This is a genomic window from Sphingomonas sp. DG1-23, from assembly GCF_030730875.1.
Lineage (GTDB): Bacteria > Pseudomonadota > Alphaproteobacteria > Sphingomonadales > Sphingomonadaceae > Sphingomonas.
Genome location: NZ_JAVAMA010000016.1, coordinates 56,698 through 76,243, shown reverse-complemented (window position 1 = coordinate 76,243; position 19,546 = coordinate 56,698). Strand labels below are relative to the sequence as shown.

General features: G+C 67.1%; 21 protein-coding genes. 8 read left to right on the top strand and 13 right to left on the bottom strand.

What is annotated here, in order from left to right:
- The first annotated feature begins 33 nt into the window (after positions 1 to 33).
- Together hisN and Q9Q95_RS20685 are read left to right on the top strand one after the other, a co-directional pair.
- Positions 34 to 816 (top strand): histidinol-phosphatase, encoded by a 783-nt coding sequence (hisN, locus tag Q9Q95_RS20690; protein WP_306099054.1) that lies wholly within the window; start codon positions 34 to 36, stop codon positions 814 to 816.
- Positions 817 to 876: 60 nt separating this feature from the next.
- Positions 877 to 1,311, top strand: coding sequence for a hypothetical protein (locus Q9Q95_RS20685; RefSeq protein WP_306099053.1), 435 nt, complete (start codon positions 877 to 879; stop codon positions 1,309 to 1,311).
- A gap of 1 nt (position 1,312) precedes the next feature.
- Here Q9Q95_RS20685 and Q9Q95_RS20680 read toward each other — a convergent pair whose 3' ends face one another.
- Complete coding sequence (locus Q9Q95_RS20680) at positions 1,313 to 1,720, bottom strand: VOC family protein (protein ID WP_306099052.1); 408 nt, start codon at positions 1,718 to 1,720, stop codon at positions 1,313 to 1,315.
- Positions 1,721 to 1,762: 42 nt separating this feature from the next.
- A complete protein-coding gene (locus tag Q9Q95_RS20675) occupies positions 1,763 to 3,901 on the bottom strand; it encodes an AsmA family protein (protein ID WP_306099051.1) in 2,139 nt (712 codons plus the stop codon).
- A 269-nt stretch (positions 3,902 to 4,170) separates the two neighbouring features.
- Between Q9Q95_RS20675 and rpmI the strand changes: the two genes are divergently transcribed.
- The 3 genes from rpmI (at position 4,171) to pdeM (ending at position 5,536) form a co-directional block, all read left to right on the top strand.
- The gene (rpmI, locus tag Q9Q95_RS20670) at positions 4,171 to 4,374 is read left to right on the top strand and encodes a 50S ribosomal protein L35 (protein WP_029936735.1); all 204 of its coding nucleotides are present in this window, start codon (positions 4,171 to 4,173) and stop codon (positions 4,372 to 4,374) included.
- Positions 4,375 to 4,389: 15 nt separating this feature from the next.
- Entirely contained in the window at positions 4,390 to 4,755 is a 366-nt protein-coding gene (gene rplT, locus Q9Q95_RS20665) for a 50S ribosomal protein L20 (RefSeq protein ID WP_029936734.1), read from the top strand.
- Positions 4,756 to 4,873: 118 nt separating this feature from the next.
- Positions 4,874 to 5,536 (top strand): ligase-associated DNA damage response endonuclease PdeM, encoded by a 663-nt coding sequence (gene pdeM / locus Q9Q95_RS20660; RefSeq protein WP_306099050.1) that lies wholly within the window; start codon positions 4,874 to 4,876, stop codon positions 5,534 to 5,536.
- Here the strand turns inward: pdeM and Q9Q95_RS20655 are convergent.
- The 6 genes from Q9Q95_RS20655 to Q9Q95_RS20630 form a co-directional block, all read right to left on the bottom strand.
- Entirely contained in the window at positions 5,533 to 6,219 is a 687-nt protein-coding gene (locus Q9Q95_RS20655) for a GIN domain-containing protein (protein ID WP_306099049.1), read from the bottom strand. The two genes, pdeM and Q9Q95_RS20655, sit on opposite strands and share 4 nt — an antisense overlap.
- Before the next feature lie 38 nt (positions 6,220 to 6,257).
- Positions 6,258 to 6,977, bottom strand: coding sequence for a head GIN domain-containing protein (locus Q9Q95_RS20650; protein ID WP_306099048.1), 720 nt, complete (start codon positions 6,975 to 6,977; stop codon positions 6,258 to 6,260).
- A gap of 114 nt (positions 6,978 to 7,091) precedes the next feature.
- Positions 7,092 to 7,625, bottom strand: coding sequence for a CarD family transcriptional regulator (locus Q9Q95_RS20645; RefSeq protein ID WP_306099047.1), 534 nt, complete (start codon positions 7,623 to 7,625; stop codon positions 7,092 to 7,094).
- 249 nt (positions 7,626 to 7,874) lie between these two features.
- On the bottom strand, positions 7,875 to 8,213 hold the full coding sequence (fdxA, locus tag Q9Q95_RS20640; protein ID WP_306099046.1) for a ferredoxin FdxA: 339 nt from the start codon (positions 8,211 to 8,213) through the stop codon (positions 7,875 to 7,877).
- 46 nt (positions 8,214 to 8,259) lie between these two features.
- Positions 8,260 to 8,568 (bottom strand): S4 domain-containing protein, encoded by a 309-nt coding sequence (locus tag Q9Q95_RS20635; protein ID WP_306099045.1) that lies wholly within the window; start codon positions 8,566 to 8,568, stop codon positions 8,260 to 8,262.
- Positions 8,561 to 11,140: a helicase-related protein gene (locus Q9Q95_RS20630; RefSeq protein WP_306099087.1), complete on the bottom strand. Its 2,580-nt coding sequence runs from the start codon at positions 11,138 to 11,140 to the stop codon at positions 8,561 to 8,563. Before Q9Q95_RS20630 ends, Q9Q95_RS20635 begins: the two co-directional genes overlap by 8 nt.
- Positions 11,141 to 11,393: 253 nt before the next feature.
- Between Q9Q95_RS20630 and Q9Q95_RS20625 the strand changes: the two genes are divergently transcribed.
- Together Q9Q95_RS20625 and Q9Q95_RS20620 are read left to right on the top strand one after the other, a co-directional pair.
- Entirely contained in the window at positions 11,394 to 12,881 is a 1,488-nt protein-coding gene (locus Q9Q95_RS20625) for a M23 family metallopeptidase (protein ID WP_306099044.1), read from the top strand.
- 44 nt (positions 12,882 to 12,925) lie between these two features.
- Positions 12,926 to 13,387, top strand: coding sequence for a hypothetical protein (locus Q9Q95_RS20620; RefSeq protein ID WP_306099043.1), 462 nt, complete (start codon positions 12,926 to 12,928; stop codon positions 13,385 to 13,387).
- 110 nt (positions 13,388 to 13,497) lie between these two features.
- Here the strand turns inward: Q9Q95_RS20620 and Q9Q95_RS20615 are convergent, their stop codons facing one another.
- From Q9Q95_RS20615 to Q9Q95_RS20595, 5 genes are all read right to left on the bottom strand, one after another.
- Positions 13,498 to 15,171, bottom strand: coding sequence for an ATP-binding protein (locus tag Q9Q95_RS20615; RefSeq protein ID WP_371876820.1), 1,674 nt, complete (start codon positions 15,169 to 15,171; stop codon positions 13,498 to 13,500).
- 82 nt (positions 15,172 to 15,253) lie between these two features.
- Complete coding sequence (locus Q9Q95_RS20610; protein WP_306099085.1) at positions 15,254 to 15,976, bottom strand: TIGR02186 family protein; 723 nt, start codon at positions 15,974 to 15,976, stop codon at positions 15,254 to 15,256.
- 44 nt (positions 15,977 to 16,020) lie between these two features.
- Positions 16,021 to 16,935, bottom strand: a complete 915-nt coding sequence (locus tag Q9Q95_RS20605) for a sulfite exporter TauE/SafE family protein (RefSeq protein WP_306099042.1) — start codon at positions 16,933 to 16,935, stop codon at positions 16,021 to 16,023.
- A gap of 49 nt (positions 16,936 to 16,984) precedes the next feature.
- Positions 16,985 to 18,004, bottom strand: a complete 1,020-nt coding sequence (locus Q9Q95_RS20600) for a hypothetical protein (protein ID WP_306099041.1) — start codon at positions 18,002 to 18,004, stop codon at positions 16,985 to 16,987.
- On the bottom strand, positions 18,001 to 19,335 hold the full coding sequence (locus tag Q9Q95_RS20595) for a glycosyl transferase family protein (protein ID WP_306099084.1): 1,335 nt from the start codon (positions 19,333 to 19,335) through the stop codon (positions 18,001 to 18,003). The genes Q9Q95_RS20600 and Q9Q95_RS20595 overlap by 4 nt, the downstream gene beginning before the upstream one ends.
- Between Q9Q95_RS20595 and Q9Q95_RS20590 the strand changes: the two genes are divergently transcribed.
- On the top strand, positions 19,234 to 19,455 hold the full coding sequence (locus tag Q9Q95_RS20590) for a hypothetical protein (RefSeq protein WP_306099090.1): 222 nt from the start codon (positions 19,234 to 19,236) through the stop codon (positions 19,453 to 19,455). The genes Q9Q95_RS20595 and Q9Q95_RS20590 overlap by 102 nt on opposite strands.
- The last annotated feature ends 91 nt before the right edge of the window (positions 19,456 to 19,546 follow it).

Below are 19,546 nucleotides of genomic sequence, written 5' to 3'. Positions count from 1 at the left end.
GCGAGTCAAAAACGGGCTAGTAGGGCCGGAGCCATGCCCGTTTCCTCCCATGACGTCGCGCTCGCCGAGCGCCTTGCCGATGCCGCCGGCGCCGCGATCCGCCCGCGCTTTCGCGGATCCTTCGGGCTCGAGGCGAAGGAAGACCTCTCGCCGGTGACGCTCGCCGACCGCGAGGCCGAGGAGGCGATGCGCCGGCTGATCGTCGCCGAACGGCCGATGGACGGCATCATCGGCGAGGAATTCGGCGTCCGCGAAGGCAGCAGCGGGCGGCAATGGGTGCTCGATCCGATCGACGGCACCCGCGCCTTCATCGCCGGCCGCCCGATCTTCGGCACGCTGATCGCCTTGATCGAGGACGGCTGGCCGTTGCTGGGGATCATCGACCAGCCGATCATCGGCGAGCGCTGGCTCGGCGTCACCGGGCGCCCGACCCTGTTCAACGGCAAGCCTGCTCAGGCGCGCGCCTGCCGTGAACTCAAGGGCGCGATCCTCGGCACCACCTCGCCGGCCTTGTTCGACGACGACCAACTCCACGCCTTCGAGCATCTCGACGCGGCGGTGATGAGCACGGTGCTGGGCGGCGATTGCTACAATTACGGCTGCGTCGCCAGCGGCTGGCTCGACATCGTCGTCGAGGCCGGGCTCAAGCTTCACGATTTCGCGGCTTTGGTGCCGGTGGTCGAGGGCGCGGGCGGGCGGATGTGCGACTGGCAGGGCGATCCGCTCCATGCCGGCAGCAAGGGCGAAGTGATCGCCGCGGGCGATCCAGCGCGGATCGAGGACATTCTCGAAGCGCTCGCCTGCCGGGGGCATTGACCCAGAGTTGCGCGACCGCGCGAGGAAGCGCAGCCTGTGCGGATGGCGAAGGGGATCATCATGCCCGAAGATCGCGACGCGCCGGCACCCGATTTCACCGTCAGGGACGCCGTGACCGTGTATCTGCAGCAGAACGCCGCGCAGAATCAGCTCTGGACGATGTACGTCGTCGCGACCTTCACAGCGATCGCGTTCGCAGTGAACGCTGCCAGCCAACACAGCGCGATATTGCTCGCGGCCGGCGCGATCGGCTTTCTCGCTTTCACCACGGGGCATCTCTGGCTGATCCGCTCGGGGCTGGCGCTGCTCAACGCCGCGGCGGCGGACATTGCCGACCTGTCGCGCGACCGGGAACAGGTCGCGGGCGCGCGCATTCGGGCGCAGCTGTCGCGGCCGGTTCGGGTTCGCGCCTCATTGCTCGCGCACTGGGCGATCGACGCCTGCGTGCTCGCGGGGTTCGCCTATGGCGCATGGACGCTGGCGCAGCCGCGATGAGCTAGGCTTTCACCGGCCCGCCGATCGACCAGGTATGGCCGAACGGGTCGACGACCTGCCCATAGCGATCGCCCCAGAACTGGTTGTCGAGCGGCATGCGCACGGTCGCGCCCGCGGCGATTGCGCGTTCCCACCACGCGTCCGAATCGTCGGTCTGAAGATGAAGCGTCACTCCCGTGGGGACCGAGATGCCGCCGGTATATTCGGGGAAATCGTCGTTGAGCATCAACGCGCCGCCATTGATCATAACGTGCGCATGCATGATCCGCGTGCCGTCGTCGGCGAGGTGGCGGCCAAGCTCCTTGGCGCCGAACGCCGCTTTGTAGAAATCGACTGCCGCGCTGCCTTTGCTTTCGCGGATCGTGAGATGCGCAGTGACGCCGCGCATCGGATTCGCTTCGTCGGCCATGCTCACTCTCCTTTCGAGTCGGGTGACAGCGAGTATAGCGGTTCAGAAGATGCCGAGGAACTTCTTGCGCTGCTTCTTGCGCTCGTCGTTCGACCGCTTGCCGTCCTCGGATTTGGCGGTGGTGCCCTTGCCGACATCGTCGCGCGGCTTGCCCTTGTCGGTGCGCTGGGCGCGTGCCGAGGCCCCCGCGAGCACCGGACCGCAATCGGCGGCCTTGGCGTCGCCGACGTCGACGAACGCGATCACTGCGGCGAACGGGCTGGCGACGAGACCGAGGCCCAGCCCGGCGCCGGCGCGCCCGAGCAGTTCGGGGCTGATCACGTCGATGCTCGGCCGCGCGAAATAGCCGCCGATCCCGACCGGCGACTGGCCGGCGAACAGGCTGAACTTCTTGCTGTCGGCGCGGAAGGCGAGATCGAGCGTTTCGTTCTTGAAGCTGAACCCGCCGCGGCCGAGCATGACGTTCTTGTCGGTGTCGATCAGAATCGGATCGGCGGCGGCGATGCCGTTGCGGACGCTGAACCCGATCAGCCCGCAATTGATCTGCACCGGCTCCTTCAACTTCTTCTCGAACATCTTTTGGATGAAGGTGCCGATGTCGAGCTCCGAAAGCTGGATGTTGCGCGTCCAGAAGCTGCCCTTGGGCAGGATCACCGCGATCCGGCCGTTCGAATTGGCGAGCGAATCGCGCACGCTGTTGCCCGCTCCGGTCATCTGGACGCGCGCCTTGAGGGTGCCGGTGGTACCCGATTCCTCTACGCCGAAGCCGGCGAGCAGTACGCCCATCGGCGTCGGCGACAGGCGGATATCGTACTCGGTGAAGACCGGTTCGCGCCGCGCATTTATCGTGATGTCCGAATTGACCGTGCCGCGCGCGAGGCTGAAATTGAGCGGGCTCAATTTGAGCAGTCGGTTGTCGAGATCGAGCCCGAGCGTGATGTTGGACACCGGCAGCTTGTCGGCGCGCACGGTGCGGACCGTCCAGTCGACCTTGGCGTCGAAATTCTTGAGCGCCTCGACCCGCAGCGGCGCGTCGGGGAGAATGCGCGGGGTGCCCGCGGCCCGCGTCACCACTGCGCCCGCCGCCGAGGCTTGCGGGCTGTAGCCGATGAACGGGCCGGCATCGACGATGTCGAGCACCCGCGTCGACAGATCGGCGGTGAGCAGCAATCGCGGCTCCCGGAGCGCGACGGTGAATTTGCCTGCCAGGTCGCTGGCGCCGAAACGCCCGCGCATCCCGGTGAAGCGCCACTCGTCGCCATGCTTGGTCATCGCCGAGCGGAGGCGGTAATTACGCGTGTCGGGAACCGCGATTCCCGCGACCGCGAAGACATCGGCGAGGTTCTGGCCGCGCGCATCGATGTGCAGGTCGGCGCCTTCGATCTCGGTGGCGCCGGGAAGCGTTCCCGAGACGTCGATGTCGGTGCGCACGCCGGCGACATGGAGCTGGAGCTGGTTCTCGCCTCCCGAGACGGTGGCGTTGGGCGTGAGCAGCGCGCCCGACAAGGTGAAGCGCGTGCCGCGCGCGGTGCCGTTGCCGTCGAAGCGGATGCTGCTGGCGAATTTGGTGTCCTGCGCCTCGACGGTGTGGATCCGGATACCCGCAGCGATCTGCATCCGCGGGTCGACGTATCGGATCATCGTGCCCTGGACGAGCGCGCGTCGGATGATCGGCAGGTCGAGCGGCTCGCCTTTCTCTTCGCTGAAGGTCCAGGTGTTGCGCCGGCCCTGCTCGTCCCATTGCAGGTCGACATGGCCATTCTCGAGCCCGAGCCAGTTGATCCGGCGATTGCCAGTGATCAGGCTCCACGTCGAAATGCGGCTGTCGATCTTCTTCGCCGAGAAGAAATTGCCCCTGCCAGCCCATTCGGGGTTGGAGACGGTCAGCCCCTCGGCGAGGAATTTGACGTTGAACGGCGCGAAATAGAGCTGGAAATCGCCGGCGACCTTGACGTCGCGATGCGTCTGGCCGGCGACGATCTTCTCGAAAGTGGGCTTGAGGAAGCGGCCCTTGGTGACGAACAGGATCGTCCAGGCTAGCACGATCAGACCGAGGATGGTGGCGACGACGGCGATGATGCTGGCCAGCGGCGTGCCGAGCGCGCGGGTCGGCTTTGCCGGGGAGTCGCCCGGTCGCGGCGCCGAATCGGCAGCTTTTATGGGCGAGTCCCGATCAGCCATTCTGGTGAAAAAGCCTGTGGACGCCGGGGGTTCCGTTCCCCTGCCGCTTGCGGGAGGGGTTAGGAGAGGGGTGAATGTCTCACCGAGTCGAGCCTTTGAGGCCAATCCTTCCCCCGACCCCTCCCGCGAGCGGAAGGGGAGCGCAGGAGTCGGTTGCATTGCGGCGCGTTCGCGGTTATGCGCCCCGCTTTCCTCGAACGTCAGGAACACGCCCGGCCATCAAGGGCTGCCGCGGCTGTTCGCACGTTCGAGTTTGCAAGGAGACCAAAATGCCCAAGCTCAAGACGAAGAGCGGCGTCAAAAAGCGCTTCAAGCTCACCGCCACTGGCAAGGTGAAGCACGGAGTCGCCGGAAAGCGCCACCGCCTGATTTCGCACAACGCGAAGTATATCCGCCAGAATCGCGGCACCTCCGTGCTCGCCGATGCCGATACCGCCCGCGTTCTCGCGTGGGCGCCGTACGGCCTGAAGTAAGGGAGGCCAGCAGATATGGCACGCGTCAAACGGGGTGTTACCACCCGCGCCAAGCACAAGAACATCCTCGAACAGGCGAAGGGCTATCGCGGCCGTCGCAAGAACACGATCCGCATCGCGCGGCAGGCGGTCGAAAAGGCCGGCCAGTACGCGTATCGCGACCGCAAGGTTAAGAAGCGGACCTTCCGTGGCCTGTGGATCCAGCGCATCAACGCGGGCGTCCGCGCCGAGGGCCTGACCTATTCGCAGTTCATGCACGGGCTCAAGCTCGCCGGCATCGAACTCGACCGGAAGGTCCTTGCCGACATCGCGATGCACGAAGGCGAGGCGTTCAGCGCCATCGTCGCGCAGGCGAAAGCGGCGCTGCCCCAGGCCGCATAAGCGACCTGAAGCAGTCGAGATCGAGGGCGTCGGAGCTTGGCTCCGGCGCCCTTTTTCATTGCAGCGCACGCGCTTGCGGAGTTGACAGCAGGGGCCGCGTGGCCGGATAGCCGAGCTCATGGTTCCCCTTTCGTTCGGCAGTCATGATTTCGAGGCGCTTGCCGAGGGCGCGCTTTATTGGCCTGCGCGCAATGCATTGCTCGTCGCCGATCTGCATTTCGAGAAGGGCAGTTGGTTCGCGATGAAGGGGCAGATGCTGCCGCCTTATGATTCGCTGGCGACGCTTACCGAACTGACCGCGCTCGCCGATCGTACCCGCGCGACCGAGCTATGGTGTCTCGGTGACAGCTTCCACGATTCGGCAGGGTGTGAGCGGCTTCCCGCCGATGCCCGCGCACTGCTGACCGGGCTGACCGCGCGGCTCGACTGGCGCTGGATCACCGGTAATCACGATTCGCTGCTGGTCGATCATTGCGGCGGGACGATTCTCGAGGAAGCGGAGGTCGACGGGCTGGTGCTGCGCCACGAAGCCGAGCCGGGCGAATCGCGACCCGAATTGTCGGGGCATTTTCATCCCAAGCTGCGGATCAGCGTGCGCGGCCGCCAGGTCGCTCGGCGCTGCTTCGTCGCGACGGCGACCAAGCTGATCCTGCCGGCATTCGGGTCGCTCACCGGCGGGCTCGACGCGCATCATCCCGAAATCGTTCGCGCGGTGGGCCGCGGCGCGCAGGCGCTGGTCGCGCTCGAGGATCGGCTGCTGCGTTTCCCGATCGCCGCCTAACGGCGGATGATCGTTCCCGAGCATTCCATCGGCCCGGGGCCGCGCAAGGTGCATTCGGGGTTGCCGGTGATGTCGATCCCGCCGCTGGCGAGCGCGGTCGCGCGCGCCGTGAAGCGCACGTCGATCCGGATATTGCCGCTGCTTTCCGAAGTCAGGCTGGCATCGCCGGCGGTGAGCCCGCCTGCGTCGATCGAGCCCGCGCCGTAATTGCGGATCCGCGCGCGCGCGGCAGTTCCCGCCAAAGTCATCGCGCCGGTGCCGGTGAGGCTGGCGTTGAGATCGTCGGTGCGGATCGAGGCCACGTCGAGCGTGCCCGTTCCGGTTTGCAGCAATTCGATGCGGGCGCCGCGCATTTCCGCCACGCGGACCTTGGCGCCGCCATTGAGGATCACGCCGCGCAGCGACCGGGTGGCGATGCGCAAGGCCGGCGGTGTTCCCTTGCGGCCGGCCTGCGAAAGCGGGCCGCTGCTCACCACCAAAGTGTCGCCATTGTTTCGCACGGTGACCTGATCGAGCGCGACGCGGTCGCCGAATGCCGTCGCGCCTGGCGCGCCGGCCACGACCTCGATTTCGAACGCGCCATCGACGCGCAAGCGCTCGAAGCCGCCGATCATGAAGCCCCGCTCCTGCGCGGGCGCGGCGGCGGTGAGCAAGAACAGCGGAACGAGGAGCAGCGGGCGCATCGCGGGACAGTCGCGCGCCGCGCCCGCCGAAACAAGCCCTAGGTGCAGCGCGCCTCGCCCGAGCCGACCGCGTTGACCGAGCATTTGGCCCCGCCGCCGAGCTCGGCATCGCCCGATCCGACGATCGACACCGAGGCCGGGCCCTTCACCGTGCCGAGGACGTTGCCCGATCCGGCGATCGAGACGTCGGCGCTCGCCGCGGTCAGCTGTTTCGCGTCCATGTCGCCCGATCCGGCGACCGATGCCGAAAGCTTCGTGGCGCTGCCGGCGACGCGCATGTCGCCGGATCCGGCGATGGAAAGGTCGGCATCGCCGGCGCGGAGATTGGCGATGGTAAGATTGCCCGATCCCGAAACCGCGCCGCTAAAGTCGCCTTCGCCGCGATCGGCGGTGAGATTGCCCGATCCGCCCACCGAAGCCGCGGTGAGCCTGGGCATCACGACATGGATGCGCGCGCCGTGATCAGTGCCGAACCAGCCGTCCTTCGAGTTCTTGCGGCCGACGCGCAGCGTGCCGCCCACCACACGAATGTCGAGCTGATCGAGCACCTTGGGATCGCCCTCGGCAGTTACGGCGAAGCTCTGCCCGATCTTCACGTCGACATCGTCCGAGCCGCGCAATTCGACTCCGGTGAAGCCGCTGGCCGCGTAGCTGCGCGTGGCGCCGCTGCCGCTCGCCTGCGCGGCGTCGCCCTTTTTCTCCCAGTTCGACTGGCACGCGGCCAGCGGCAGCAAGGCGACCATCAGCAACATACGCATTTCCCTCTCCCGAACTCGTGTATTGGTTATGCAATACACCATGTACGGACAAAGGAAAAGGGGTGGCCGTTGCCGAGCCACCCCTTCCCGAAGTTCAGAAAGTTGCGGCCTTGGTCAGGCCGGAACCTTGTCCTTGTTCCAGATCGCCGCGGCCTTGCGCAGGATCTCGAGGATCTTCTCGAGCGCGGTCGGCTCGTCGACCTCTTCCATCGCGGCGAGCTCGCGGGCGAGACGCGACGCGGCGGCTTCGAAAATCTGACGCTCCGAATAGCTCTGCTCGGGCTGATCGTCGGCGCGGAACAGATCGCGGACCACTTCGGCGATCGACACCAGGTCGCCCGAATTGATCTTGGCCTCATATTCCTGCGCGCGGCGCGACCACATGGTGCGCTTGACCTTGGGCTTGCCCTTGAGCGTCTCGAGCGCTTCGCGGAGAGTCTTGTCGGACGACAATTTGCGCATGCCGACGCTCTCGGCCTTGTTGGTGGGAACGCGCAGCGTCATCTTCTCTTTTTCGAAGCGCAGCACGTAGAGCTCGAGCTGCATGCCCGCAATTTCCTGTTTCTGCAGCTCGATGACACGGCCGACGCCGTGCTTGGGGTAAACGACATAATCGCCGACGTCGAAGGACAGCGCCTTGGCAGCCATGGGCTAGAGACCTTTCCGTGAATAACCGGTCCCGAACGGGTGCGGCGTCGACCCTGGCGCGTTCTGCGCCGGGCAGGCGGTTCGGGACAACAACCTATGCTTCTCCGGGCGGAAGGGCGATTCATCGCCTCCGTCCCGGACTATTTAACACGGTTGCAACAAAATTACCAGCCGCGCGTCATCGCCGCGGTACATTTATGTGCACTGCGGCGAAGATTTTTTCGAGGCCGTGCGCGCAGTCGCGCCGGATCAGCTTCCGGTGCCGGGCGTCGCGGAGAAATACTTTTCGAACTTGCCTTCCTCGTTCTTCAACGCGTCGGCATCGGCGGGAACGTCGCCCTTTTGGGTGATGTTGGGCCATTCCTCGGAATAGGTCTTGTTGAGTTCGAGCCACTTCTCCAGCCCGTTCTCGGTATCGGGAAGGATCGCCTCGGCGGGGCATTCTGGCTCGCAGACGCCGCAATCGATGCACTCGCTGGGATTGATGACGAGCATGTTCTCGCCTTCGTAGAAACAGTCGACCGGGCACACTTCGACGCAGTCCATGTACTTGCACCGGATGCAGGCGTCGGTGACGACATAGGTCATGGCAGGTCGGCTCCCTCGAGCGGCAAAGTCTGAACTTGCGCCCCTGCTATGCCCCGGATTCTGCGGCGTCAACGTTTCTGGGAACGTGGGTTTCTAGCCGGGTGTAAAGCTGCGCTGCCTCGGCGGGCGGCCCCCGGCGCTTCGGCAGCGCCTCGACGCGGAGCGCGACGACCTTGCCGTAGAGCGGGAAGACGATGATCGCGCCGATGCGGACCGGGGCGGCCGAGCGCTCGATCCGCCGGCCGTCGAGTCGTAGCGTGCCCTTCTCGGCGATCGCCTGCGCGGCACTGCGCGACTTGGCGAGCCGGGCGAACCACAGGAAGCGGTCGAGCCGGATGGCCTCGCTGTCAGCCACCGCGCAGCCCTGCCAGTGCCGCGAAGGCGTTGTCGGTCGGGGCGGCTTTAGGCGCCGCGACGGGCGTCAGGCCTTGCCAGATCCAGCGCTGCGGTTCGCCGTCGCGGGCCTTCGCGGTCTTGAAGCCGAGTTGCGCCATCAGCCGCGCCAGGGTTTCGGGGGTGAGGCCGATCGAAGTGGCCAGCGCGGGATCCGGCGCGAAGGGTTTGCGCCCCTGCCGCGCGTCATGCGCTGCCCGGGCGATGCGCTCGACCAGATCGACGCGCACCGCCTGCGCGCCGAGCGGGCGGAAGCCGTGTGCCAGATCGGCGCCGGGCGCGTTGCGCGCGATCACCGACGCACCTTCGGGCGGCGCATCGGCGAGACCTATCAGCGCGCGGCGCCAGCGCGCGGCGGCGGGCTTGAGCAAGGCGGGCGCGAACAAATCCAGCGTGCCGATCGTGATTCCGATCGTGCGCAGCCGTTTGCGGGCATCGCCGTCGAGTCCCTCGACCAGCGCCGCCGCTGCGCGGCGGGGGAGCAGCCCGCCGGCGTCGAGCAACGCGTTGGCGAGCGCGCGAAGCGGACTGCCTGCCGCAGGATCGCGGCTTGCGGCGTCGAGTTTGGCGAGGACGGGGAGGTGGCGGGCGATCTGCGCGGCAAACCAGGTTTCGAGTCGGATCTGCACCGCGGCGCGAGTCTGGGGATCGAGTATGTCGAGTGCGCGGTCGAGGCTGATCTTGGGGCGGACGAGGTTCGGGCCCGAGCGGAGTTCGGCAATCGCGGACCCGCGCCATTCTACCATGTTGTTCCCCGGCGAAGGCCGGGGCCCAGACTCGGCATTGCCACCTTCAAGGCTGGGCCCCGGCCCTCGCCGGGGAACAAGGACCAATTCGGTATCACCCGCGTTGATCAAGGCTTCGCCACGAGCGCGGAATTCCCCAGCCAGTCTTTTCTCTGCCGCCGCGAGCAGCATCCGCTTGTCCGCGGCACGCGCCTCGGCCTGCACAGTAAAGCGAAACCCTTCGAGCTTGCCCAACGGGTGCTCCTCGACGCTGACTTCGCCCTCGGGCCCGATCGTCACCGGCAGGGTCGAGGCGTCGGCGCCGATCTGGCGGAGCAGCACGGTGGTGCGCTTGTCGACGAAGCGCTGGGTGAGACTGGCGTGGAGCGCGTCCGAAAGCTTCTCCTCGATCGCGCGCGTACGTTCGGCCCAGTGGATCGGGTCCTCCAGCCAGTCGGCGCGGTGCGCGATATAGGCCCAGCTGCGCGCCGCGGCGATCCGCCCGGCGAGCGTCTCGACATCGCCGCCCATATTGTCGAGCCGGGCGATCTCGTCGGCGAACCATTGGTGCGGGACATGGCCCCTGGCTTCGGAGAGGTGTCCGAACAGCCGCCCGACGAAGCGCGCATGCGGGTCGACCCCGAGCTTGCGAAAGTCGGGGAGTCCGCACGCCGCCCAGAGCCGTGCGACCATCTTCGGCGAGCGGACGCGTGCGCGCACCCAATCCTCTTCGGCGAGGCGTTTGAGCACCGCCAGATCAGTCGCTTCGGGCGCGGCGCGCAAGACCTCCGCGCGCGGTCTGGTCTCGAGGCTGGAGACCAAAGCGTCCATGCTGGCGAAATCGGGCTCGCCTTCGCGCCAATAGAGATGCTCGAGCCGGGGGACCTGATGCGCCTCGAGCGCGAGCACTTCCTCGGGCGTGAAGGCGCTTGGACCCTCGTCGTGCAGCGCGCCGAACGTTCCGTCCTTCTGGTGGCGCCCGGCGCGACCAGCGATCTGCGCCATCTCGGCCACGGTCAGGCGGCGCTGGCGGCGACCGTCGAATTTGGAGAGGCTGGCAAAGGCGACATGATTCACATCCATGTTGAGCCCCATGCCGATCGCGTCGGTGGCGACGAGATAATCGACTTCCCCCGCCTGGAACATCGCGACCTGGGCATTCCGGGTGCGCGGGGACAGCGCCCCCATCACCACCGCTGCGCCGCCGCGCAGGCGCCGGAGCGCCTCGGCCACTGCGTACACTTCCTCGGCGGAGAAAGCGACGATCGCCGAGCGGCGCGGCAGCCGCGACAGCTTCTTGGCGCCGGCATAGCTCAGCGTCGAAAAACGCGGGCGGCCGATGATCTCGGCATCGGGAACCAATGCCTTGAGCATCGGCTTCAACGAGTCTGATCCGAGGATCATCGTCTCGGCATAGCCGCGCGCGCGCAGCAGCCGGTCGGTGAAGACATGGCCGCGTTCTGGGTCGGCGCCCAATTGCGCCTCGTCGAGGCCGACGAACGCCACCTCGCGCGGCATGGTGTTTGCTGCTCCGGCGAGCACGCCTCCGCCGAGCGGCATGCTCTCGGCGGTGCAGAGAAACCATTTCGCCTTGGGCGGAAGGATCTTCTCCTCGCCGGTGATCAGCCCGACATGCTCGACGCCCTTCATCCGGACCACGCGATCATAGATCTCGCGCGCCAGCAGCCGTAGCGGAAAGCCGATCATGCCGCTGGCATGGCCGCACATCCGCTCGACCGCGAGGTGGGTCTTGCCGGTGTTGGTGGGGCCGAGCACCGCAGTGACCGACGAACGCGCGAACTGGCTCATGTCGATAACCAACATCGTTCCGAGTCAGCCCTTAAGCAACACCCCCTGATTGCGAACCTTCCTTAACCATGTTGATTTATAGGGAGATTTGAGACTGGCCTTCCCTTTATCCCGGCACCTGCACGGGTCGCCGCAGGCAAGGGAACGAAGCGGGGTGCTTAATTTGACTTTAAACGCTCTCTTCCACAGTGATTCGGTGTTCGCCGGGGGTGGCGGCACATTCGACGACGGGGTTTTCGGGGGGCATCGCGCCTTGTTCCTGCGTAACGATCATGGTCTGGAGTTCGGGGGCGGTGCAGGCGTCAAGTCTGCGTTCCCGCCCGCGCCCGGAACTGCGCTGAGCACAAAGCTCAAGCGTCGGGTCTTCGCCAATCTCGATCTCGCTCCCGATCTTGGCGCACGCATCGGCACGCTTACCTGGTATCGCGGCGTCGCGACCTGCTTCGGGCTGTGTGCGCTCACCTTCCTGATGGCGCCCGGTTTCGAGACGCCGATCTACGGGACGGTCGCGCCCGCGCTGACCGGTGCCGAATGGGATGCCGCGCGGGCGCAGGCCATCACCCCGCTCGCCAGCGGCGCAACCACTGGTTACCGCGTTGCCGCGACCCGGCTGGTTTCGCCGCTGACCGACACGCCTGAACGCCCGATCATCAGCCTCGATGCCAAGCTCGCCTCGGGCGACGCGCTGCTCAGCGTGCTGCGCCGCTCGGGCGTCGGCGCCGTCGATGCCGAGCAGGTCGGCGCATTGGTCACGAGGGCGGTAGCGTTCGACGACATTCAGCCGGGCACGATGCTCGACATCACCTTGGGCCGCCGCACCGACAAGGCGCAGCCGCGTCCGCTGCAGAACATGGCGTTCCGCGCAAAGTTCGACCTCAAGCTCGAGGTCGCGCGCAACGGCAACCAGCTTTCGCTCAAGCAGATTCCGATCGCGATCGACCATACGCCGCTGCGCGTGCAGGGGGCCATCGGATCGAGTCTTTACCGTTCGGCGCGTGCCGCCGGGGCCCCGGCCAAGGCGGTCGAATCCTTCATCCGCACGCTCGCCACCCGCGTGCCGGTCTCGCGTCTCGGTTCGGACTGCAAGTTCGACATCATCGTCAAGCAGGCGCGCGCCGCGACCGGCGAGGTCCAGCTCGGCAATCTGCTCTATGCGGGTGTCAGCGGCTGCGACAACAAGGTCCAGATGATGCCGTGGGAATCGAACGGCAAGACCGAATGGTTCGATGGGCTCGGCAAGGGCAGCAAGACCGGCATGATGGCGATGCCCGCAGCCGGCCGCATCTCTTCGAGCTTCGGCATGCGCCGCCATCCCCTGCTCGGCTATACCCGCATGCACAAGGGCATCGACATCGCCGCGCCTTGGGGCGCGCCGGTCTATGCCGCGACCGACGGCGTCGTGCAGTTCGCCGGGCGCAGCTCGGGCTATGGCAATTTCATCAAGCTCAACCATGGCGGCGCGTTCGGCACCGGCTATGGCCATTTGAGCCGGATCCTCGTCCGGAACGGGCAGAGCGTGCGCAAGGGGCAGCAGATCGGCGCGGTGGGCAGCACCGGCATGTCGACCGGGCCGCATCTCCATTACGAACTCTACAAGAATGGCGGTGCGGTGAATCCGCGTTCGGTGTCGTTCACCTCGATGCGCCAGCTGACCGGAAGCGATCTCGGCGCGTTCCGCTCGAAGCTTCACCAATTGCTGTCGGTCCCGGTGGGCCGCGGCGCGGTGAAGGACGAGGACTGAGCTGCCCGAGCGGGGCGGTGCGGCATCGAAGGCACGCGGGATCGATGTTGAGCCGGTCGCAGCAAGCTACGCTTAATCTGGAGGAGGCGCGTGCGCTGCGCGCATCGGGCTGTACCTATCGACAGATCGGACGGCAGCTTGAGCTCAGTTCCGGCCAATTGGGTCATATTCGCCGGACGCTCTCGCGGGAGAAAGCGGGCAGCACGCGATTGCTGCGCGCCGTGCCGGACGCCACCGATCGCGACCTTCCGGTGAGCCGGTCGGTATTGCCTTCGGGTTTGCGGCGGCAGCTGGCCGCCGCGGGCTATCGAACGCTCGGCGATCTGGCGGACAGGCTTTCCGACCCGGACCTCCCCGGTCTGGAAGCGATGCCGGGCATCGGTCCGCACAAGGCGGCGTTGGTGAAGCGCTTGCTCGACCATTACGCCCTGCTTCCCGGCACCAACGATCTGCGCGGCGCGATCGAAGCGCTGTTCCCCGATCTGGCCGATCCACGCGATACTTGACGCCGGCGCGCGATCGCCTCGCTATTGTCGAAAACCAGGTCGATCGGGCCGGATAGGCCGGCGCTTTCTGCCGAGGACCGGCACGCGCCTCGCCCACAGCGTGAAAGGTCTTATCTTCCCTGCGACCGCCAGCGCTTGATCGTGCGCTCGAGCATCAGTTCCTCGCCGCCGCTTTCGCGCCACAGTTCGGAGAAGAGCGGGTCGTCCGATGCCGGGCGTTTGCCATCCTCGAGGGGATCGAAAAGCAGACGGATCGGCGTCGCGACGCCTTCGCCCACGGCGATGCATTCGCGATTGCGCAGCGCGGGGATCGAATCGAGGAAGCCGCGCGCGCCTTCGGGCATCGCTGCCTTGACGAAGGCCTGGTCGCGTTCGTTGTTGAGCCGCATCGACAGGATCGTGCCGCATTGCGAGAGCACGCCTTCGGCGAGATCCGACGGACGCTGGGTGATCAGTCCGAGCGATACGCCGTATTTGCGCCCTTCCTTGGCGATCCGGCTGAGGATCCGGCCTACCGAAGAGCCGTCGGCGTTGCGCTCGTTGGGAACGTAGCGGTGCGCCTCCTCGCAGACCAGAAGCACCGGGCGCTTGGCCTCGCCGCGCGACCAGATCGCGAAGTCGAACACCATCCGGCTGAGCACGGCGACGACCACGGACGTGATTTCCGAAGGCACACCCGACACGTCGATGATCGAGATCGGCTTGCCGTCGCCCGGCAGGCGGAAGATGCGCGCGAGGAAGTTCGCCATCGAATCGGCGACGAGCATGCCCGAGAACATGAAGGTATAGCGCGGGTCGCCCTTGATCTCGTCGATCTTGCTGCGCAGGCGGAGATAGGGCGCCGTATCGGTCGCCTTGTCCATCTTGCCCATTTCGAGCTGGAGTATCTGGGTGAGGTCCGAGAGCAGATACGGGATCGGCGCGTCGACGGTGAGCTTGCCGAATTCCTGGGCGAGCCGGTTCTTGCCCTTGGCGAGCAGGATGCACTTGGCGAGGATGTCGGCATCGACCTGGCGGTCCGAGCCCTGCGTGGTGAGGAACACCTCGCAATGCTCCTCGAAGTTCATCAGCCAATAGGGCATCTGCAGGTTCGAGACGTCGTAGAGTGCGCCGGTGGTCTTGAACGCGCTGGCATATTCGCCGTGCGGATCGATCATCACGATATGGCCCTGCGGCGAGAGCTCGCAGATGCGGTGGAGGATCAGGGCGGCGGCGGTCGACTTGCCGGTACCGGTCGAGCCGAGCAACGCGAAGTGCTTGCCGAGCATCGCATCGACATAGAGCGCGGCGCGGATGTCCTTGGTCGGATAGACGTTGCCGATCTCGATATGGGCGCGATCGTCGGCGGCGTAGATCTGCTTGAGATCGGCGGTCGAGACCGGGAACACCGCGCAGCCGGGAGTAGGATAGCGGGTGACGCCGCGGCGGAACTTGTAGAGCTTGCCGGTGAGCTTCTCTTCGTCGCCCTCGCCGAGGAAATCGACCTGGGCGAGGATCCGGTCGCCGCTCGAGTCGAGGCGGAGCGCGCGGACATTGGCGATCAGCCATGTGCTGCCGACGCGCATCTTGACCTGGCTGCCGACCTGCCCCGAATTGGCGACTGCGACGTCGCTGCTGGCGCCGAGCGCCTCGATCTCGGCGGGATCGAACATCACCTGGCTCGACGAGCCGGCGATTTCGAGCACGGCGCCGATCGCGCGCGCCTGGCTGCGCGCCGGCACCGAATCTGCCGACGAAACGGGCGCGGCATTATCGAAGGCGCGCGCGCCGAACTGACCTTCCATCGGATACTCCCCGGGGTTACGCAGCGCACCATGCCCGAAGAGGGTAAATATTGGGTTGTTCGCGAACGACTTGTCCGATGAATCAGAAGCGCCGCCAAAGCGCGCCGGCACCCCAGCCGAACAGCACCGAAAGCGCCACCGCGACCAAGCCATAAGGCACCGAATAGCGCTCGGCGCTGGTCGCGACGAAGCGCTCGAAGCCCGATTTGCGGATGTCGATCGGGCGCACCGCGGCGGCGAGCACCCGGCCGTTCTGGATCAGGAAGGTCTCGGCAGTGAACCGCCCGACCGGAACGCGCGCCGGAATGTCGATCCGCGCCCGGTACAGCACGCCGCCGGTGATCTCGACGGCGTTCGAATCCTCGTAGAACAGGCCGCTGCGGGTGCGCAGATCGACCAGCCCGCGATCGAACCGGTCCTGCACCTCGGGCGCCGCGCCCGAGGCGGGCGAGAGCTGGAGGCTGTCGACGCCGAGCTCGTAGATCGCGCGGGTCCTTTCGTCGACGATTCGGCGGATCGGGCGCGACGAGGCGACTGCGTAGAAGCTCGGCGCCGAGCGATAGCGCGTCGATTCGGCGTTGAGCCAGATGCCCGCGAGCTTCTCCTTCTCGCGCACCAGTACCGCCTGGCTCGGGCCGCGCACCACCACGACGATGTCGACGGGGCCGTCCTCGGGATCGGGGGCACGTCCGCGCGGATAGAGAATCGCGCCGAACAGCAGCAATTCGGCGCCGGTGAACGAATAGGCGATCTCGATATTGCGTTGCGACACGTCGGGGACGAGCACCGGCTTGGCCTGCCCCATCAGCAACGGCGCGGCGAGCGTCAGCAGGGCGGCGGCAGCGCGCCTCACAGCAACTCGACCGAATAGATTTCGTCGGGCCGCCAGGCGAGGCCGAGCAACATGCGCAAAGCGACTGCGAGGACGATCAGCGCCAGCGCGAGGCGGAGATATTCGGGCTTGGCCTTCTGAGCGAAGCGCGCGCCGAGCTGCGCCCCCGCCACCGATCCGAGCAGCAGCAGGGCCGCGAGGACGATGTCGACTGCCTTGGTGGTGGTGGCGTGGACCATCGTCGCCGCGGCGGTGACGAACAGGATCTGGAACAGCGAGGTGCCGACGACGACCTGCGTCCCCATGCCGAGCAGATAGAGCATCGCGGGGACGAGGATGAAGCCGCCGCCGACGCCGAGCAGCACGGTGAGGATGCCGGTGAAGAAGCCGAGCAGCAGCGGCGCGAGCGGGGAGATGTACAGGCCCGAGCGGTAGAAGCGCCAGCGCAAGGGGAGCATCGCGACGAGCGGGTGGTGGCGGCGCTTGCGCGGTCGCGGCGGCACCGCGCCGCGGCCGACGCGGACCGCAGTGACCGATTCGTGGAGCATCAGCCCGCCGATCGAGCCGAGCATCAGCACATAGAGGATCGCGATCACCGTATCGATCACGCCGGTGGCCTGGAGCAAGGTGAACACGCCGGCGCCGACAATGCTTCCGATCACGCCGCCGGCGACGAGCACCAGCCCCATATGCACGTCTACGCCGCCGCGCCGGAAATGGGCGAACACCCCCGAGACGCTGGCGCCGGTCACCTGGCTCGCGGCGGAGGCGGCGGCGACGGTGGGCGGGATGCCGTAGAAGATCAGCAGCGGCGTGGTGAGGAACCCGCCGCCGACCCCGAACATGCCCGAAAGCAGCCCGACGCCGAGGCCGAGAGCCACGATCACCAGCGCATTGACCGAGAGATTGGCGATTGGAAGATACAGATCCATCGGCTGCAGGCGATACCGCGTTTGCGCCGTGCTGCAAAAGCCCGTTGGCCTAGAAATCGCTCCCTAGCGTGAGCGCGAGGCCCGATCCCGGACGCGCATCGCCCGCGACGCGCTGCCGCCAGTCGAGCGCGAGGCGGACATTACGCTTGCCGAGCGGCACCGCGAGCGTGGCCGAGGGACCGATGTCGAAGCGCGCCGCATCGCGTTGCGCCGCGCCCCATGCGCCGCCACCGAGCGCGAGGCGCATGCCGCTGGTCTCGGTCAGCGTCAGCATCGCCCGCGCGGCACCATCGGCATAGGGTTCGGTGCGATGGCGGCGGATCGCGCCGGCCTGGCCATAGGTCTCGAGCCTGAAGCCCGGCGCGACCGGTCCATCGTAACCTGTGACGATCCCCAGCCCGGGCCCGCCGGGAGTCCCGTCGATCCCGAACCTCTGCTCGGCGACGAGGCGCACCGGTGCCCGGCCCGGCTGCCATTCGAGGCCGAGCGATGCTTCGGTGCCTTTGCCGCGAAGCGGCGCCGCCAATCGGCCGAAGGCGGCGAGACGCTGGTCGGGCCACAGCATCCACGCGACGCGGAGCCCAGCCTGGCTGCCGCCGAGCTGGCTCGCGCCGGGGGCCGCGCCGAGGCCGGTGCCGGGGCGGGTGACCAGCCATGCGCTGGCGGACCAGCGCGAAGGCGAAGCGGGGAGAGTCTCGGGCTGGGCAGCGCGCGGCAACGGCGTGGCGGCGGCGCCGACGATCGCCGGTACGCCATATTGGATCAGGCCCATCAGCGCCATTTGAACGCGCTCCGGGTCCGCGGCGGAGACAGCCATGGGTCGCGCCCGGGGCGCTGCGGCGGGCGCGTACGGAAGTGGCGAAGGGTTTGCCCGGGGTTCGGCGGACAGCGTGAGGCGGCGCACCTGCCGCGGCGCGGGAGACGGATCGGGCGCCGCTGCGATGGGTGAAAAGGCGCGGATCGCCTCGGGCAGCGATCCGGTCGCGGACCAGAGCAAGGCGATGCGGACGCCGACCCAGCCCAACAGGACCAGGGCGAGGAACCGGATCGGCCGCCCCTGGCCGGTCACGGAGTGGCCTGCGGCAAGTCGGGAAATTGATGGTCGGTCTTGTCCCAGCGCGGCGCGGCGCCGAAGAGGATCCGGACATAGAGCGCGATCGCGCGGCGGGCGGCGAACAAGGCGATGTAATTGCCGACCAGCACTCGCGGCGCCGACCACAATGCCTCGCGCCAGCCATAAGCACGCTGGACGAACGCCGCGCGCACGAGCAGCAGCCAGAGCAGCAGCGCGAAATTGGTCCAGAGCAATGCGCGCACCGCCGAAGAAAGTGCAGGCATCGCCGAGCGATCGAGCAGATGGAGCAATGCCGAGGCGCTCCACAGCAGCAAGGTGGCATAGGCGATCGCGAGCACCGGCAGCGCGAGCGTCGCGCGGCGATCGCGCATCCGCATCCAGTGATCGCCGGGGTGCAATGTCGCGCGCCAGCCGGTGCGGTCCCAGCCGGCGAGTGCGATGCCGGTCAGCCAGCGCGCCTTTTGCCGGATCGCGGCGGCCGGCGTGTCGGGGAAATACGCCCGCACCGCCACGGGCGGGCCGCCGGGACTTTCGGCGACGCGCGCGAGGCACACGCGACCGCCCATCGCGCCGATCGTCAGGCCGAGCTCGTAATCCTCGGTGAGGCTGGTCGCGTCGAACGGCGCGCCGCCCCGCGCCGCGGCGATCGCGCCGAGCATGTCGCGGCGGATCGCGCAGCCCACGCCGGCGAGCGGCAGCCCCGCCCCGAGCGCCTGGCGGACGACGAGCACCTTGCCATGCGCCTCGGCGAACTCGTCGCAATAATGCCCTGCGACGAACCGCGACCGGGGATGGGGAAGCGGGATGACCGGGAGCTGGACGGTCGCGCAATGCCGGAGCCAGCGGGCATAGACAGCGAGTTCCTGCGGGTGGACGATGTCCTCGGCGTCGTGGAGTGCGATGCCCAGCGTGGTGAAGCCTTCGGCCACCTCGTCGCGCAGCAGCGCGCGCCACAAGGCATTGAGGCAATCGGCCTTTGTCGTCGGTCCCGGCGCACTGCCGATCACCAGCCGGACGCGCGGATCCGCCTCCGCCACGTCGGCGACCGCCGCGATCGTCGCAGGGTCATTGGGATAGGTGCCGACATAGATACGGTAATCCTCATGGGCGAAGCGGGCGAGCGCGGTATGCAGCATTCGGCCGATCACCCGCGCCTCGTCCCACGCCGCAACGAAGACGACGATCCGGCCGGGCGGAATCCCGGTATCCGGCATCGAAATCACGTGCGACGCCCGAATCCGGCAAAACGTCGCCAGATGAAGGCATCTTGCGCCGTAGATGAGGTCGACCAGAAGATCGTCAACGCCGCCGACAAGGAACCAGATCGCAGCGAACAGAGTCGCTTCGCGGGCAATTGCATCTATCGCGGTGACCAGCATGATCGTCCCATCACCGCCATATCTCCGATTCGGATGCAGTCATCTTCCGCATTGTTTATTAAATGATCAAGTTGACTGGCGCGTGCGCAGGTCGATTCCTGTCCGTTTCGGAGTCAGTCAATTCGGCGTTGGCCTGACTCTCCGTGACGGCTAGGGT

Coding starts and splice junctions, on each gene's coding strand:
- Q9Q95_RS20650 (WP_306099048.1), bottom strand. CDS start 6,977: ATGCGTATGTTGCTGATGGTCGCCTTGCTGCCGCTGGCCGCGTGCCAG.
- Q9Q95_RS20605 (WP_306099042.1), bottom strand. CDS start 16,935: ATGGATCTGTATCTTCCAATCGCCAATCTCTCGGTCAATGCGCTGGTG.
- fdxA (WP_306099046.1), bottom strand. CDS start 8,213: ATGACCTATGTCGTCACCGACGCCTGCATCCGGTGCAAGTACATGGAC.
- hisN (WP_306099054.1), top strand. CDS start 34: ATGCCCGTTTCCTCCCATGACGTCGCGCTCGCCGAGCGCCTTGCCGAT.
- pdeM (WP_306099050.1), top strand. CDS start 4,874: ATGGTTCCCCTTTCGTTCGGCAGTCATGATTTCGAGGCGCTTGCCGAG.
- Q9Q95_RS20680 (WP_306099052.1), bottom strand. CDS start 1,720: ATGGCCGACGAAGCGAATCCGATGCGCGGCGTCACTGCGCATCTCACG.
- Q9Q95_RS20655 (WP_306099049.1), bottom strand. CDS start 6,219: ATGCGCCCGCTGCTCCTCGTTCCGCTGTTCTTGCTCACCGCCGCCGCG.
- rpmI (WP_029936735.1), top strand. CDS start 4,171: ATGCCCAAGCTCAAGACGAAGAGCGGCGTCAAAAAGCGCTTCAAGCTC.
- Q9Q95_RS20615 (WP_371876820.1), bottom strand. CDS start 15,171: ATGGAAGGTCAGTTCGGCGCGCGCGCCTTCGATAATGCCGCGCCCGTT.
- Q9Q95_RS20685 (WP_306099053.1), top strand. CDS start 877: ATGCCCGAAGATCGCGACGCGCCGGCACCCGATTTCACCGTCAGGGAC.
- Q9Q95_RS20645 (WP_306099047.1), bottom strand. CDS start 7,625: ATGGCTGCCAAGGCGCTGTCCTTCGACGTCGGCGATTATGTCGTTTAC.
- Q9Q95_RS20620 (WP_306099043.1), top strand. CDS start 12,926: ATGTTGAGCCGGTCGCAGCAAGCTACGCTTAATCTGGAGGAGGCGCGT.
- Q9Q95_RS20610 (WP_306099085.1), bottom strand. CDS start 15,976: ATGGGGCAGGCCAAGCCGGTGCTCGTCCCCGACGTGTCGCAACGCAAT.
- rplT (WP_029936734.1), top strand. CDS start 4,390: ATGGCACGCGTCAAACGGGGTGTTACCACCCGCGCCAAGCACAAGAAC.
- Q9Q95_RS20630 (WP_306099087.1), bottom strand. CDS start 11,140: ATGAGCCAGTTCGCGCGTTCGTCGGTCACTGCGGTGCTCGGCCCCACC.
- Q9Q95_RS20675 (WP_306099051.1), bottom strand. CDS start 3,901: ATGGCTGATCGGGACTCGCCCATAAAAGCTGCCGATTCGGCGCCGCGA.